A 15,452-nucleotide genomic window follows, 5' to 3' on the forward strand; every position below is an offset into this window, starting at 1 on the left:
AAATCTGATAGAGGGTAGTTTTATGGAGGCAAAAGATTTGTATCAAATAAATATCGCAGAATCCCAAAATGATCATTTTAGAAGAAGTACCTTAGCGGAGAATTTCCAGCGGGGAAAGATACTTGCAATTGTGATGATTATCTTTGACATAGTTTTAGCAGGGGTGGACATAAGTGCAGCTATTCTTAAATTGGATGGCCGATTTCATTTTAGCTATTATTTAATCATGTATGTCCTTATGATTCTCATAAATGGTATATATCTTTTGTATATCAAAAGAGTAGGTAACATTGAGAATAAATCAATAGCTCAGCTAAGGAATCTAGAAATAGGCCTGCTCGTCTATATAACTCTCATAATTTCTTGGGGAAGCATTGTCTCCTTGATGGATCAAAAACTTTATGGCCAGTTGATGGTATTTATGGTGAATATGATAATTTGTTCTGTAATCTACTATTTAGATCATAAAAAAATAATGATACCTTACGTTTGTTCAGTTCTTATTCTCTTAATAGGTTTGCCTTTTTTTCAGGATTCCAACGATATCCTTATAGGACATTACGTCAATTTGAGCGTTTTTATCATCATTTCCTGGCTGGCTTCAAGGATCATTTTCTTGAGTTATTACAGGGATTATAAGAGTAATAAAATGCTGCAAGAAACGAATTTGATTCTGGAAAGGAAGATCCTGGAGAACACAGTCATTAATTCAAAACTTGCTGCTCTTAATCTTCAACTTAATGAGTTGGCACTTATTGACGAATTAACGGGAATACCTAATCGCAGAAGTTTTAGAAATCATATCGATCTAGGCTTTGAACGATATGTCAAAGATAATTCCACGTTGTCCATAATAATGCTGGATATTGATTATTTCAAACAGTTCAATGATATTTATGGTCACAACGCAGGGGATAAGATTTTAAGAGCCGTTGCCAATCAGGTCAATTCTGTCGTGAGGCATGATATGGACTTTGTTGCCCGATGGGGCGGGGAAGAGTTCATTTATGGTGCCTTTAATTCTTCTGCAGAGGAAATTGAAAGAATCGCAGAAGCGATCCTAAGTAAGGTTTACGACCTCAAAGTTCCTCACCGGTCATCTAAGAAATGGGGCTATATTACTGTAAGTATTGGGATTTGTACGCTTAAAGTCAACGGAAAAGTTGATGTCAGTAAATGCATCGAAGGGGCAGACAAGGCTTTGTATTTAGCAAAATCACAAGGGCGAAACTGTGTCAGATTAACTATGCCAAGTTAAACTAAATCCTGCTGCCGCTCAAAAAATCATCTTCGCCGGCAGGCTCTTGGTATTTTCCATCTTTGGAGGAAATAAACAAACTATAGAGAATATCAGTAGAAGAACAGGCTGGATATTTTCAACGATTTTAATCGCTGCAGGTTTGCTTTATGAGAAACTGAAAGTTGGAGAATTGAAGATGCCGAAACCTAAAAAGAACTTAACGAGAAATCTTTATTTTCCTAAGCGGACAATTGATGCCCTCAAGGAAGTAACCAACTACCCTCTGACAATTGTCGAAGCGCCTATGGGCTATGGAAAAACAACGGCTGTGAGGGAGCTGTTGAGCAGGGATCAGGTAAATTTAATCTGGCTGAGAGTTCAGGACAGTTCCTTAAGTATTTTCTGGCAGAGGCTCTGCCGACAGCTGGGGGAGGTAGACTATGACCGATCACTAAGCCTTGCAGCCTTGGGCTTTCCCGGTAACAGCACAGCCAGGCAGGAAGCTCTGAACCTCTTTGAGGATATGGAGCTAAAAAGCACTACGGTGCTGGTGATTGACGATTATCATCTTGTGGAATGTCCTGAACTAAACAGCTTCCTGGAATTTCTGGTTATGAACGAAAGTACAGCTTTGCATCTGCTGCTGACTGCCCGTCATACTGAGTTACAGCGAACCGAGGAATTAAGCTTGAAAGGCTATCTGCTGCCTATCGGCAAAGAAGCCTTTGAGTTTTCTGTGCAAGATATCAAAGCCTATTACCGTCTTTGTGGTATTACCCTGAAAGATCATGAAGCAGCAAGGCTGTATGCACTTACAGAGGGCTGGATCAGCGCCCTCTACCTTATTATGCTCCAATACATGGAGATTGGAATCCTGGAAACCTCCCAGGATATTAATAAGCTGCTGGAAAGTACAATCTATCAGCATTTTCCCAATGAAATTAAGGAGCTTCTCCAGTCCCTCTGCCTCTTAGACAGCTTCAGTCTTGAACAGGCCATCTATTTAAGCAACAATACGAATTCGGAGGCGCTTTTGACAGAGATTATCGCCAAAAACGCCTTTGTAAAATATGATGAACGTTCGAAAACCTATCACATGCATAAAATATTTACCAGATATCTGCGCCACTTGCTTGAAGGCAGAGAAAAGGACTTTATTAGGCAGCTTTACCGCAAGATTGCCGAGTTTTCCCTGAAAAATAAAAACTATGTTGAAGCCATGGAAAACTTCTATCGGGCTGAAGAATTCGAAAGCCTGCTTTTAGCGGTAGAAGCGGATCGGGGACACAGTATTCACAACGAACAGCGCGAGGCTTTTATTCGCTTCTTTGAAAACTGCCCGAAAACAGTGCTTCTCAGGCATCCCACGGCTGTGCTGATTTACGCCCTTTGCCTTTTTTCCTTTAACGAAATGGAGCGTTTCCAACAGGTATGCGGAGAGTTTGCTGAAGCAGTCCGTTGCAATCAAGATCTTGAGCCGGAGAGCCTTGCCCAGTTGATGGGCGAGTTTGAACTGCTCTTATCGTTCACGGAATACAACAACATCCGGAAAATGTACGAACACATCAAAAGCGCAGCGGAATTATTAAAACAACCGGCTGAGTTTCTGGATACCAAAGGCAGTTGGACTTTTGGCTCACCATCAGTCCTGTATATGTTTTACAGAGAATCGGGAACCCTGAAACAAGAGGTGCAGAACCTGAAGGAAGCTATGCCGATATATAGCCGAATAACCAACGGGCATGGCTCTGGCAGTGAATATGTGCTGGAGGCAGAGTGGTATTTCAACCACGGTGATTTTGTCAGCGCAGAGATTGAAGTACAAAAGGGATTATATGCAGCTAAGCGCTGGGGTCAGGGAGATATTCTTTGTTGTGCTCTGTTTCTTCAAGCCAGATTGGCCCTTGTCAGAGGGGATTATTCCCAGACCCTTGATATTCTCCGGAAAATGCGCGAAGAACTCTACGGAAAACGCTGGTATAACCTGATGCACACCGCAGAGCTTTGTGACTCTTTTCTTCAGGCCTGCCTGAAGAGGGAGGAACGCATCCCCTTATGGATTAAAGAGCGGGACTTGGATTCTAGCGGGCTGTATTTTCCGGCCAAAGTATTCTTGAATCTCGTGTATGGCAGGGTACTGCTGGTTAAGGGGGAATATCTGAAAGTTTTAGGCACTGCCGAGGAATTTCTCGGTGAGGCAGGGGTTTTTCCCAACTTATTGGGAGAGATTTACGCCTACATCTATCTTGCAGCCGCAAATGAAAAGATCTTCCGGCGTACCGCTGCCCTGGAGGCCCTGGAGAAAGGGTTGGATCTTGCTGCGGTGGACGAGGTTTATTTGCCTTTTATGGAAAACAGTGATTTTATCCAGCCTTTGTTGGAGGAACTCGCTGGAAAAAGTCGTTTTCAAGACAGTATCCGAAGGATATTAGAGATTTCCAAGAGTTACCAGGCAGCACTATTGCAAATTAGGAGAGAACACTTTCCAGAGAACAGGCCTGCCCTGACAGAGCGGGAAACGGAGATTGTGCAGCTTGTCGTCCAGGGGCTGACCAACAAGGAAATTGGAGAGCGTTTATTCATCACGGTTAATACGGTAAAAACAACTTTAAAGAACGTTTACAATAAGCTGTCCATCAATAACCGAGTACTTTTGAAGCAGCATGTAACTTCCCTTTAATTCTCCTAACCCCACCTAAGATCACCCGCTGGGTGGTGTAACCGGTAAAAAAACCACTATACAATGATTTGTATAGTGGTTTTAACATTTTTGGGGGAGGTGAAGAAGTGGTTCAAATTAAAGAGGTCATCCCCCAAGAGGACTATCTGCTGGAAGTCATCCTAAATAATGGCAGCAGTATCAGCCTAAACATGAAAAGCAGGCTTAATACAGTACGCTTCAGGATGCTGGCAGATCAGGAGTTTTTTCGGAAGGTGACCAGTGACGGCAGATTTGTCTCCTGGGGAGATGAGGTAGAAATATCGGTGAGTGAGGTTTTTCAACTGGCTCAAAAATAACGCTGGCACAGAAATGACAGAAATGATGGGGGATAAGATGAGGGAGATAATCAGGAAAACAAAATGGCTATTCATGGAATATGTGGTCTGGTGTTTTATGCGGCCTTTTCTTTGGTTATGCCAATTAGAATTAAGGAACTATGATCATTTACCGGCTCAACCCTATATCATGGCTTTTAACCATGTCAGCTATCTGGACTGGCTGATCCTTTATCCCTTCTTTAACAAAATAAAGAAGCAACCGATAATTTTTATCGGCAAGAAGAGGCTGTTCGAACATCCCTTATTTAAACACTTTATGGAATATGCCCGGGTTATTTGTGTGGACCAGGAAAACGTGAACAAAACCTTTCTTTGTCAGGTAAGAAAGAGTTTGAAAGAGGGGAATATCTTGGGGATATTTCCGGAAGGAACACGTTCAGCGGATGGCAGGTTATTGAAAGGCCAGCCGGGCATAACCCAGCTGGCCATCATGAACCGGGTTCCGGTTGTTCCAGTGGGATTAAACGGCTTTTACAATATTCTGCCCAAGGGCAAAAAGTTCCCCAGAATCAATAAGCTGGCCATTGAGATTGGGGAGCCGATTTATCTTGATCAATACTATGGCAAAAGGCTCACTGAACAGGAAATCGAAAGCCTTACCCGCTTAATCATGACTCAGATCGGACATCTGACTCATCAGGAATATAACTTTTAGCAGGCAGCATTGGGGGAGGGACAGTCACTTGAACCAATACTACGTCGGGGTTGATGTTGGCTCCGTAAGTACCAACATCGTTTTGCTGGACAATAAGGACAATCAGAAACTCTCTGAGGCCTTGTACCTCAGAACGAAGGGACAGCCCATGGAGAGCCTAAGAGAAGGTTTTAAAATTCTCCAAGACAAGGGTTATTGCTCAGAGGATATTCTGGGGGTGGGGGTAACCGGAAGTGCCCGGGTCTTAATTGGCCATATTATTGGGGCAGACTCTATCAAAAACGAAATTACCGCCCACGCAGTTGCGGCCATTAATCGTTATCCCCAGGTAAAAACAGTGATTGAAATAGGCGGACAGGATTCTAAAATGATTATTCTGCGCGAGGGTGTGGTAGTGGATTTTGCCATGAATACCATTTGCGCCGCCGGAACGGGTTCCTTTCTGGACCAGCAAGCTTTCCGTTTAAACATTCCAATTGAAGAGTTTGGCGAGTTTGCCTTAAGAACTGTTGAGCCGGTTCGCATTGCGGGACGGTGTACGGTATTTGCGGAAACGGACATGGTCCATAAACAGCAGGAGGGGGCAACGAAAGAGCAAATTGTTGCCGGGCTGTGTGAGGCTTTAGTAAGGAATTATTTAAATAATGTAGCGAAGGGTAAAAGCATTGAAGAGCCGGTGCTCTTCCAGGGGGGAGTAGCCTTCAATCAAGGGATTAAAACTGCCTTTGAAAAGGAATTGGGGGTTCAGCTGGTCATTCCGGAGCATTTCAATGTTATGGGGGCCTTAGGTAGTGCGATCTTAGCAAAAGAAGCTATTCAGGAAACCAAGAAACCGAAACCGACTCTCTTCAAAGGGCTCGAGATTATGCAGAGAAACCATTTACTGAAGCGAGTGGAATGCCGGGATTGTTCCAATACCTGTGAACTTACGGAAGTGACTGTGTCAGGTGAAATTGTAGCAAAGTGGGGAGACAGATGTGGGAAATGGCAAAAATGATCAACTGTTGGCTGGGAAAATCATCGGTATTCCCCGGGGATTAAGTTACTATTTAGACAATTTCTCCTGGGAAGAGTTTTTTGAAATTCTGGGCTATCGGGTTGAATACTCTGAGGATTCTTCGGCAGAAACCTTTGCGGCGGGGAATCAGTTGGCGGGGAGTGAGCAGTGCTTTCCGGTCAAAGTTTATTACGGTCACGTGGTTTCTTTATTGCAGAAAACAGCGAACCTCTTTATTCCCCAGTATACCAGTTTGGAGCAAGGAACCTATTGCTGCCCCAAAGTAATCGCCTTGCCTCAGCTCATCAAAAATACCATCCCCCAGGAATTCAAGTTGCTGACGGCGGAAATCGATCTGGGAAGAGAAAAATTTACCCAGGGTAATATACGTTCCTTGACCAGGCAATTGACTTGGAATCCCCTGAGAATCTCCAGAGCTCTAACTTATTTTGGGCAAAACAGCAAAAGATTGCCTGCAGAAATCCCTGCAGGAGAAAAGTTGGTTAGCCCTAGCCGGGACCGGGGAAAGCATGGCTTGATCGGTGTGGTCGCCCATCAATATGCTTTGCAGGATTCTCTGCTGAATATGGGAATCATGAATCGACTGCAGGAATACGGTTTTGCTTATGTTACCTCTGAGCACTATCCCAGACCAGGATCGTCAGCCAATCCAGGATATTTTAAGCGGAGAGCACCCCATTGGGATTTTGGTCAGAACATCCTCCATGCTGTTCAGGCCATGCTGCTGGATAAAGACATCCGGGGGGTTATCTTTATCACTTATTTTGGCTGCGGGATTGACGCCTTTCTGGAGGAAATCTTCCAAGATCAACTATGCAACCAAAAGCCCTATTTAGGCCTGACTTTAGACGAACATTCAGGGGAAGCTGGCTTAATGACCAGAATCGAAGCATTTTTAGACATGATGATTCGAAAAGAGGGGAAAAACCACCATGCAGACTAAAATTACCTTTCCCCATGCCGGAGAGTATTACGTTGTGTTTAAGGATTTATTCACCAACCTGGGCTATGAAGTCGTCGTTCCCCCGCCCACCAGTCAGAAAACCCTGGATATCGGGATCAAGTTAGCTCCGGCTCAGGCTTGCCTGCCCTTTAAGATTACCTTAGGTAATTTAGTCGAGGGGATTGAAAAAGGGGCCAATCTGGTAGGCATGATCGGGGGCAAAACCGGAATTTGCCGCTTGGCTTATTATAGTGAGATGTATCAAAAAATTTTAGCCGATAATGGCTATCCTGTCGAGTTATTAGCAGTCAAAGCCAAACAAGAATTCTGGCATAATGTCAAAAAGCATCATCCGACCCTGACACTTCGCCAATTTATGCAGACCATCAGGGACTTCTGGCGAAAACTGGTGATCTTTGAATTGATCAGAGCAAGGTCCTTGGCAATTCGGCCCTTTGAAATCAAGCGAGGGGACTCTACCAGAATGAAAGGGAGATTCCTCCGCCAATTAGAGCAAACCACCAATGCTGCTGAGTTGAAAGACCTGAAGCAGGAAATTATCCAGGGCTTTGCTGCCATCCCCATTGACAAGGAGAGAAAAATCATCAAACTCGGTTTGGTGGGGGAGTTCTTTCTGCTGATTGATCAATTTTCCACCCTGAATATGGAGGAATTTCTCGGGAATAACGGTGTCTTACTGAAGTATTCCTTAAGCTTTTCCGAATTCTTTGTGGGGTCTTTGAAGCAAAAAAGATTTCTGGATACCTATCTGCCAACTCATAATCACCAAGTCTATAAATACGCTCAAAAGTATATCACCCGGCCAATTGGCGGGCACGGCAGAGAGTCTGTCGGGGAGGCAATTGTTTTTAAGCAGAAGGGCTATGACGGGGTTATCCACCTCTATCCTTTTTCCTGCATGCCGGAAGTTGTGGCGAGTTCAATTGTGCCCAGGGTCAGCGCGGATTGGGGGATTCCCATTTTAAGCATCTGTCTGGATGAGCATACGGGGGAAGCGGGTTTTCAAACCCGGCTGGAGGCCTTTACGGATATGATCAAACGCAAAAAATACCCTTTCATTGCTGAAGCTGAATAAGAAATACGTTCTGGGGGTTTAACCATGATTTTACGGGCCTATCTCTTTTTTCTCTGCGTGATTATCCTGATTTTCTCCCTGGCCTATGTGAAGAAGAGCCGAGAGACAGTCTTACGAGTAGCCTCATTTTTTGGGATTTTAAATGTCTTTTCCCTGGCTTCCATCCTGGGGGTTAAGGCTGTTTTTGGCTTGGTCTCCCTGATCCTCCTCTTAAGCCTCTATGAATTAGGGAAGAACTACCACCTTAAATACCCCATACTCTTAGCTCTGATCGTAGCAGGATGCTATGGACTGATGCTATCCTTCGCTTCCTATCTGATCTATTTTATCCCCCCGTTTCTGCTCCTGGTGGCCCTGACCTTCGCCGGAACCTTAAAGATGATCAGAAATCCCTTCTACGTCTATTGTTTCGGGGTAATGTTCCTGGCTGTTTCCGCTGCCAGCTTGGTGGCACTCTACTCACTGAATCCTGATACCCTGTGGTTTCTGGTCGCTATGCTGGCCTTTAACGATGTGACCGGATACTTCGCAGGCCGAAAATTCGGCAAAACCTTGGTCTTTAAAGTTCTGAGCCCCAAGAAAACCCTGGAAGGATATCTCGGAGGATTGGGAGGGCTACTGGCAGGCCTAGTTTTGTTTCACACCATCATTCCTGTTTTAGCCGAAACGACACTCTTCCAGAACGCAATTCTGCTCATCACCATTTTTATCGTTGGGAATGCCGGTGATTTAGTGTTTTCCAAGATTAAACGCAGTGTGGGGATTAAGGATTTCAGCAATTTTCTCCCGGGTCATGGCGGTATTCTGGACAGGTTTGACAGCACTTTCACAGTCTCACCGCTGCTGTTCATGTTTTTGTACTACCTGAACTAGAGGGAGGCCGGTCAAGCTGTGATGAGCACTTTAATATTCAAGAGAAATACAATCTACTTCTTTACTTCATTCATTTGGACGGCAACCTTAAGTATTTTACCTCAAGCTTATTTTATGTCCAATTACCCGGAACAGAAGAACACCTATCTGAGCTTGTTTCCGTTGTTAGGCACCTTGGCTTCCATTGGGGGAATTCTTACCTCCCAAAAGGATAAGTTCTATTTCTCGCTAATCGCTCCTGCCCGCCGCAGAAACTTCCTGACTGCCTGCTGCATTTTCACCATGGCAGCCTCCTTTTCCGGACTTTTGGGAGTTAAAAACTTAGGGCTCTATTTTGCTTGCTTTGTGCTCCTGAAATTTATCTCGAATTTTCTTTATAACTGCCTGGATCGTTTTTTTGTTGGGAAGACTGCAGGGGAGCAGTTGACAATCCATGTCCGCTCCAATCTTTTCTTTCAACTGCTGGGTATTATGCTGGCACCCCTCTATTTCTCCTGCTTCGCTGCCTACCCAAGCCAGAATATTATCTTAATCTGGACGATTGCCTTGCTGAGCATGCTTTTTCTTAGCCAAGATCCCCAAACAATCAGGCCTGATTTTCGAGCAGACGAAGGGTCGCTAGCCAAAAGTATGCTTACTTTTTATGATCAGTTATTTGTTGCTTATTCAGCCCTGATTTTAACAGCAGTAACCATGCTGATTTCCATGATGATCTATATTTTGAGTGATTATTATCAGTTCAGCAACCCAACGGCTAAGGGAGGAACGATTATTGGAGTTATCAGTATCTTTGCAGTGATCACAGTCTTAAGGTTCGGTTTTTTCTCCAAGCAGCCCATCAAGCTGACAGACAACCCGAACTTTTCTGCTCACTCTAACGGTATCGCCACGTTGGGATTAATCCTGATAACCTTGTTCTTTTATTTGAAAGTTTCCAGGTCCTTTGCCTTTCTGCTTGGTGGGTGCTCATTGGCCGGAATCTCCTACGGAATATTTCTTTTCTGTACCCGGAATTATGCCAGCAGCTCCTCGGCAAATATGGGGGCAAATTCAGGATTGATCTCCATCTACAACAACCTGCCTAACTATGCCTCCCTGGCCTGTTACCTGCTGACTCTTTCTGTGTCCCTATCAGCAAAAAATTACGGATTGGATTTCAGTAAGCTGATGCTCAAGATTATCTTGGGTTTCTTCGGGCTGGCCTTGATAACCTTATTTCTAATGTGGATTAAAGACAAACCTTTCCGAGTGATACAGCAGATAGATCCCCCCTAAAATGGAAGGGTTGGGCTTGAATAAAGGCTTTACTGTAGAGATATTGACGATAGATCAAAGTAAATAGAAGGGGCTGGCTGTGTGAATAATTACCCATTATATCAAGTGGATCAAGTCCTGGACTTGAGAGAATTCATGAAAAATTGCCTAACTAAGTATGCAGAGCGAATTGCCTTTAGGTATAAAGAAAAAGGCCAGGAGATTACAAGAACCTATCAGGATTTTTACAACGATGTGCAACTTCTGGGGATTTCTCTGCTTAAATTAGGGGTAAATAATCTCAAAGTTGCCGTGATAGGGGAAAATAGTTATGAGTGGATTGTGACCTATCTTGCCACGGTTAATAGCGGGAATGTTATTGTGCCTCTGGACAAGGAACTAGGCCCCAAGGAAATCAGTGGTATTTTAAGCGAAACTGAAACCGGAGCCTTGGTTTATTCAGGTCAGTATCAAGAAATTGCTCAAGCAGCAATCAAAGCCCTAGATAGGGACTTAATCTTAATTGAGACAGAAAAGGATCCTCAAACTACTAATTCCCTAAGTTTCCGGCAGCTGATTGATCAGGGGAAAAACTATGTGCAGGAAGGCCATCCGGATTTTGCAAGTATCAAGATCGAGAGAGACCAGCTGGCAGCCATAAACTACACTTCAGGAACGACAGGCTTAAGTAAAGGGGTCATGTTAACCCATCGGAATCTTGTTTCCAATACTATCGGGGCTCTGAATAATGTTCAAGTTTATACGACGTCCTTACTGGTTTTGCCCATTCATCATACCTTTGGTTTCACAGCAGGAGTGTTGAGTATGCTTCATGACGGGACTTGTATCTGCATCAACGGCAGCCAGAAGAGGTTAGCCGGTGATTTGCAGGATTATAAACCAGAGCATCTCTTTTTGGTGCCACTCTATGTGGAAACACTATACAAAAAAATCTGGCAGATGGCGAAATCAACCCATAAAGATAAGTTGCTCAAAAATCTTTGCAGGTTGAGTGATACTTTATTAGCTTTAGGAATTGACCTTCGAAAAATCCTCTTCAGAAATGTACTGGCTGCCTTTGGCGGAGAATTGAAGCTGATAGTCTGCGGCGGGGCACCTCTGGACCCCAAATATGTCAAGGGTTTTAGAAGTTTTGGCATTAATGTACTCAACGGCTACGGCATAACAGAATGCTCACCTATTGTAGCAGTCAACCGCAACGAGTATTACCGAGACGGCAGTGTTGGAACGGTCTTATCCTGCTGCCAAGTCAAGCTCCACAACCTCAATGAAGATGAGGAAGGGGAGATCCTGGTCAGCGGAGATTGTGTGATGAAAGGCTATTTTAAGAATGAGCAAGAAACTGACAGAGCTTTCCTGGCTGGGTGGTTTAGGACGGGAGATATTGGCAAACTGGATGCAGACGGATTTCTATTTATCACCGGCAGGACTAAGAACCTCATCATCTTCAGTAATGGTAAAAACATCTATCCTGAAGAACTGGAAATGCTCTTAATGAATATTCCCTCTGTTAACGAAGCCTTAGTTTATGCCGAAAGGAATAATGATAATCAAGAAATTCGTATAGTTGCCGAGGTCTATTTAGCTGAAGGATACGGGGAAGGTCAGCCCCTGGAGAATATTAAGCAAGAACTAGCTAAGGACATTAAACTGCTTAACAAGTCTCTGCCGGCTTACAAAAATATCAGGGAATTTAGAATCAGGCAAACTGAATTCGAGAAGACCACCACCAAGAAGATTATCAGGAAATGAGGGGAATTAAGCTATGTTTAATCAAGTCGTGGCAATCATCACGAAATACCAAGATGCTAACCTTGAGAAAATTCATAAGGACAGTCATTTAATCCATGATTTATCCTTAAACTCCTTAGAGATAGTGGAAATGGTCTGTGATCTTGAAGAATCCTTTGGCATTGAGATTCCCGATGCCCACATCAGCCAATTCAAAACAATTGGGGATATCTTAGAATACCTAGACCAAAGGACACACCAACAAGTTCTAAGCTAAGAGAGAGGGAGGGGTTGGCCTTGAAGAGAAAATTCGTTTATCTAAAGTACCTGAATATCCCCAATACCATCACCGGATGCTCTTTGGCTATCGGCTTTATCAGCTTGACCCTGATTTTCCAGCAAGAGCTTAAGCTTGCTTTAACTCTTTACGCCTTCACCCTCTTGCTCGACCGGCTTGATGGAATTGCCGCCCGGAAATTCGGGATGGAATCAGACTTTGGCAAAGAACTGGACAGTTTGGCAGACTTCTTCAACTTTTGCATCGTGCCTGCCATTATCTCCTATTTCCTGGGGGTGAACTCTGTTTTGTCGGTTCTGATTCTGATCGCCTATATCCTCTCGGGTGTAAGCAGACTGGCCCATTTCAATCTTGAGGGGATGGAGGAAATTGAGGGCAAAAAGTATTTTTCAGGGATTCCCACGACCCTGGCAGCAAGCTGGTTCTTGATTACTCTTTCTTTGCTGGAACTCTTCAATCTCCGGCATTTTCATGCTGTTTTGCCCCTGTTTTTTGGCGCTTTAGCTGTTTTGATGATTGCCCCTTTGCAGTGCAACAAAAATGGCCTGCTGGTTAAGTCCTTATACCTGTTAATCCCGACAGTAATCCTTTGTCTATGGTTATTTTAGCAAAGGATTGCAAGCTTTTCGCAAAGGATTATTGGCAAAGGGATTATTACAACTCACGATCAATTATGAACCAGGTAATATCTGGTTGACGGCTCAAAACGCAAAAATTAATTGAGATGAGAGGACAGGAAAAGAAGTATGCTTTATAGAGAAATGGGCAATTCAGGCGACAAGGTTTCCATTCTTGGTTATGGCTGCATGCGTTTTCAGGAAATCAACGGGAGAATCGATGCCCAGCGCACAGAAAGGCAGCTGCTTCAGGCGATTGATAGCGGTGTCAATTATTTTGATACGGCTTATGTCTATCATAGCGGGAAAAGCGAAAGCTTTTTGGGTGAGGTGTTTTCCAAGGGAATTAGAAACAAAGTTAAAATCGCCACTAAGCTGCCAACCTATCTGATCCAGTCCCGGCGAGGAATGGAAGAGGTTCTGGAAACCCAGTTAAAAAGACTTAAGACAGATCGGATCGACTATTACCTCCTGCACATGCTGACGGACTTTGCTTCCTGGGAAAAAATGAAAAACCTAGGGATTCTGGATTTTCTGCAAAGAGCCCGGAGGGACGGCAAGATCATTCATACTGGCTTTTCCTTTCACGGGGACAGAGAGAATTTCAAGCTGATTGTCGATGACTATGACTGGGACATGTGCCAAATCCAGTACAATTATCTTGACGAATATTATCAGGCGGGAACTGAAGGCCTTCAGTACGCGGCTGCCAAAGGGCTGGGTGTGGTTGTCATGGAACCCCTCCGGGGAGGAAGATTAGTGGGCAGGATACCTGCGGAGGTTGAAAGAATCTGGAGTTGCGCCGAAATAGCAAGGACACCTGCTGAATGGGCTTTGCGCTGGGTGTGGGACCACCCCGAAGTGACGATGTTGTTGTCAGGGATGAATGAAGAAGCGCATATTAGTGACAATATCCGAACAGCAGGGGAGGCTTATCCGAATTCCTTAACACAGGAAGAACTGGCTGTGGTGGACAGAGTTAAGGAGGCTTATCAACAACTGCTCAAGATTGGCTGCACAGGCTGCAGATATTGTCTGCCTTGTCCGTCAGGTGTCGATATTCCAAACTGCCTGGGGATTTATAATGATAAGCATCTTTTTCAGACCAAACGGACAAAAATCCATTACTTTCTCCTGACAAGCGGTTTGGTCGGGGGGATACCCAGCCATGCCTCACTCTGCAGTGGTTGTGGAAAGTGTGAGAAAGTATGTCCCCAGCAGCTACCGATCCGGAGTCATTTGCAGGATGTTGTGAGGACGATGGAATACCCGGCTATGAAGCAATTGACTAGGCTTATTCATTGGGGGATTAAGGGATTAAATATTGTGAAGAGAAAAAAGGATTAAGCTTGTGCACCTTAAAGTTTATGGGGGGTATATTGATGTTGACATTTAATGGTGTAAGTCAAACTACTCGAAGTAGCTTCAAAATAAAGCAATTATGCGTCAGGTGAACAGTGGTTGACAATATAAGGTATATTGTTAGTCTTCTAGCTGGGTCAGAGGTATCCCTATCAACCATATCTATATTGTGATAGATATATGCCCAGCAGAGTGGAGATGGTATACAGATGATACAAACCTGGTTTAGATATGTAAAAAGCACCCAAATTGAGTGCTTGTATGCTATAATTTACCTATAACAGAAAAAGGCTTGCAGGGCGGTCGGCATTCCTCCGAAGGGAGGTGATGCCATGGAAGTATACCAGACTTTGATGCTGATGATTTCATTTGCAACATTGGTGGTGTTAATACTTTCATTCCATAAACGGAAATAGACCGCCTCTCAACAAAGGTTCGGTCTATTCCGCACTTTTGACGCCGACCGCTCTTTAAGCGGCTGTTATATTGGAGTCATGCCTGTAACATGACTCCTCTTTGCTTATAGTATACCACAGTTGATTCAAAGTATCACTATTTTAGAATGATCGCCGATGTTTCTAAATCTGTTAAAAGGTAGTTTTATGGAGAAATACTGCGTTGTGTAACAATTAAAAGGATGGTAATAAATGGAGATTGATAGCATTATTTTTGATTTAGACGGCACACTTTGGAATTCCATGGCAGGAATTTGTGAGGCCTGGCAAACGGTCTTAGCCAACTATCCTAATCTTACAAAAGGAGTAACCCCTGAAGATATGCAAGGCTGCATGGGGCTGCCAATGGATGAAATAGGTGAAAAGTTGTTCCCGGAATTAGATAAAGCTGGTCAAAAGAAATTAATGAAAGAATTCTGTGAAACAGAACAAGCTCATTTAGAGAAACATGGCGGAATGTTATACCCTAAATTAGAAGAAACTCTTAAAAAGTTAGCTCAAAAATACAAATTGTTCATAGTTAGTAATTGTCAGGATGGCTATATCCAAGCCTTCTTTAAGGCCCACAGCTTAAATAAATACTTCAGTGATTTTGAATGTTGGGGTGTAACAGGGCTGTCGAAAGGGGAAACCAACAAAATCCTCATAGCAAGAAATGAACTGAAAAAACCTATTTATGTAGGAGATACCATGGGAGATGCCCAGTCAGCCAAAGTGGCGGAAATTCCGTTTGTATATGCCAGATATGGCTTTGGTAAGGTTGAAGAGTATGATTATGTGATTGATTACTTTGAAGAATTGTTAACGATAATATTCGCCTGAAAAACTG

15 protein-coding genes are annotated in these 15,452 nt (G+C 43.7%); all 15 read left to right on the plus strand.

The genetic code is table 11. The features are described 5' to 3' along the window. Nucleotides 1-22 precede the first annotated feature (22 nt). Nucleotides 23-1,258 (plus strand): diguanylate cyclase domain-containing protein, encoded by a 1,236-nt coding sequence (locus DESMER_RS11505; protein ID WP_014903222.1) that lies wholly within the window; start codon nucleotides 23-25, stop codon nucleotides 1,256-1,258. A 178-nt stretch (nucleotides 1,259-1,436) separates the two neighbouring features. Further along, nucleotides 1,437-3,920, plus strand: a complete 2,484-nt coding sequence (locus tag DESMER_RS11510; protein ID WP_014903223.1) for a LuxR C-terminal-related transcriptional regulator — start codon at nucleotides 1,437-1,439, stop codon at nucleotides 3,918-3,920. Nucleotides 3,921-4,027: 107 nt separating this feature from the next. Beyond that, nucleotides 4,028-4,258 (plus strand): DUF2442 domain-containing protein, encoded by a 231-nt coding sequence (locus DESMER_RS11515; protein WP_014903224.1) that lies wholly within the window; start codon nucleotides 4,028-4,030, stop codon nucleotides 4,256-4,258. A 37-nt stretch (nucleotides 4,259-4,295) separates the two neighbouring features. After that, nucleotides 4,296-4,955: a lysophospholipid acyltransferase family protein gene (locus DESMER_RS11520; RefSeq protein ID WP_014903225.1), complete on the plus strand. Its 660-nt coding sequence runs from the start codon at nucleotides 4,296-4,298 to the stop codon at nucleotides 4,953-4,955. Between the two features lie 28 nt (nucleotides 4,956-4,983). Beyond that, nucleotides 4,984-5,952: an acyl-CoA dehydratase activase gene (locus DESMER_RS11525; protein WP_014903226.1), complete on the plus strand. Its 969-nt coding sequence runs from the start codon at nucleotides 4,984-4,986 to the stop codon at nucleotides 5,950-5,952. Next, the gene (locus DESMER_RS11530) at nucleotides 5,933-6,916 is read left to right on the plus strand and encodes an acyl-CoA dehydratase activase-related protein (protein ID WP_014903227.1); all 984 of its coding nucleotides are present in this window, start codon (nucleotides 5,933-5,935) and stop codon (nucleotides 6,914-6,916) included. Before DESMER_RS11525 ends, DESMER_RS11530 begins: the two co-directional genes overlap by 20 nt. Continuing rightward, the gene (locus tag DESMER_RS11535) at nucleotides 6,906-8,012 is read left to right on the plus strand and encodes an acyl-CoA dehydratase activase-related protein (RefSeq protein ID WP_014903228.1); all 1,107 of its coding nucleotides are present in this window, start codon (nucleotides 6,906-6,908) and stop codon (nucleotides 8,010-8,012) included. Before DESMER_RS11530 ends, DESMER_RS11535 begins: the two co-directional genes overlap by 11 nt. 24 nt (nucleotides 8,013-8,036) lie before the next feature. Further along, nucleotides 8,037-8,885 carry a phosphatidate cytidylyltransferase gene (locus DESMER_RS11540; protein WP_014903229.1) on the plus strand — a complete coding sequence of 283 codons (849 nt, stop codon included), beginning with the start codon at nucleotides 8,037-8,039 and terminating at the stop codon, nucleotides 8,883-8,885. 21 nt (nucleotides 8,886-8,906) lie between these two features. Next, on the plus strand, nucleotides 8,907-10,160 hold the full coding sequence (locus DESMER_RS11545) for a hypothetical protein (RefSeq protein ID WP_242831110.1): 1,254 nt from the start codon (nucleotides 8,907-8,909) through the stop codon (nucleotides 10,158-10,160). 81 nt (nucleotides 10,161-10,241) lie between these two features. Continuing rightward, nucleotides 10,242-11,912: an AMP-dependent synthetase/ligase gene (locus DESMER_RS11550; RefSeq protein WP_014903231.1), complete on the plus strand. Its 1,671-nt coding sequence runs from the start codon at nucleotides 10,242-10,244 to the stop codon at nucleotides 11,910-11,912. Nucleotides 11,913-11,925: 13 nt separating this feature from the next. After that, entirely contained in the window at nucleotides 11,926-12,168 is a 243-nt protein-coding gene (locus DESMER_RS11555; RefSeq protein WP_014903232.1) for an acyl carrier protein, read from the plus strand. 20 nt (nucleotides 12,169-12,188) lie between these two features. Beyond that, a complete protein-coding gene (locus DESMER_RS11560; protein WP_014903233.1) occupies nucleotides 12,189-12,797 on the plus strand; it encodes a CDP-alcohol phosphatidyltransferase family protein in 609 nt (202 codons plus the stop codon). A 138-nt stretch (nucleotides 12,798-12,935) separates the two neighbouring features. Further along, nucleotides 12,936-14,153, plus strand: a complete 1,218-nt coding sequence (locus tag DESMER_RS11565) for an aldo/keto reductase (protein ID WP_014903234.1) — start codon at nucleotides 12,936-12,938, stop codon at nucleotides 14,151-14,153. 347 nt (nucleotides 14,154-14,500) lie between these two features. Then, nucleotides 14,501-14,584 carry a putative holin-like toxin gene (locus DESMER_RS24930; protein ID WP_366557028.1) on the plus strand — a complete coding sequence of 28 codons (84 nt, stop codon included), beginning with the start codon at nucleotides 14,501-14,503 and terminating at the stop codon, nucleotides 14,582-14,584. 231 nt (nucleotides 14,585-14,815) lie between these two features. Further along, on the plus strand, nucleotides 14,816-15,445 hold the full coding sequence (locus DESMER_RS11570; protein WP_014903235.1) for an HAD family hydrolase: 630 nt from the start codon (nucleotides 14,816-14,818) through the stop codon (nucleotides 15,443-15,445). Nucleotides 15,446-15,452: the final 7 nt, after the last annotated feature.

The organism is Desulfosporosinus meridiei DSM 13257 (assembly GCF_000231385.2).
Lineage (GTDB): Bacteria > Bacillota > Desulfitobacteriia > Desulfitobacteriales > Desulfitobacteriaceae > Desulfosporosinus > Desulfosporosinus meridiei.

Coding starts and splice junctions, on each gene's coding strand:
- DESMER_RS11510 (WP_014903223.1), top strand. CDS start 1,437: ATGCCGAAACCTAAAAAGAACTTAACGAGAAATCTTTATTTTCCTAAG.
- DESMER_RS11565 (WP_014903234.1), top strand. CDS start 12,936: ATGCTTTATAGAGAAATGGGCAATTCAGGCGACAAGGTTTCCATTCTT.
- DESMER_RS11555 (WP_014903232.1), top strand. CDS start 11,926: ATGTTTAATCAAGTCGTGGCAATCATCACGAAATACCAAGATGCTAAC.
- DESMER_RS11520 (WP_014903225.1), top strand. CDS start 4,296: ATGAGGGAGATAATCAGGAAAACAAAATGGCTATTCATGGAATATGTG.
- DESMER_RS11545 (WP_242831110.1), top strand. CDS start 8,907: ATGAGCACTTTAATATTCAAGAGAAATACAATCTACTTCTTTACTTCA.
- DESMER_RS11535 (WP_014903228.1), top strand. CDS start 6,906: ATGCAGACTAAAATTACCTTTCCCCATGCCGGAGAGTATTACGTTGTG.
- DESMER_RS11505 (WP_014903222.1), top strand. CDS start 23: ATGGAGGCAAAAGATTTGTATCAAATAAATATCGCAGAATCCCAAAAT.
- DESMER_RS24930 (WP_366557028.1), top strand. CDS start 14,501: ATGGAAGTATACCAGACTTTGATGCTGATGATTTCATTTGCAACATTG.
- DESMER_RS11570 (WP_014903235.1), top strand. CDS start 14,816: ATGGAGATTGATAGCATTATTTTTGATTTAGACGGCACACTTTGGAAT.
- DESMER_RS11540 (WP_014903229.1), top strand. CDS start 8,037: ATGATTTTACGGGCCTATCTCTTTTTTCTCTGCGTGATTATCCTGATT.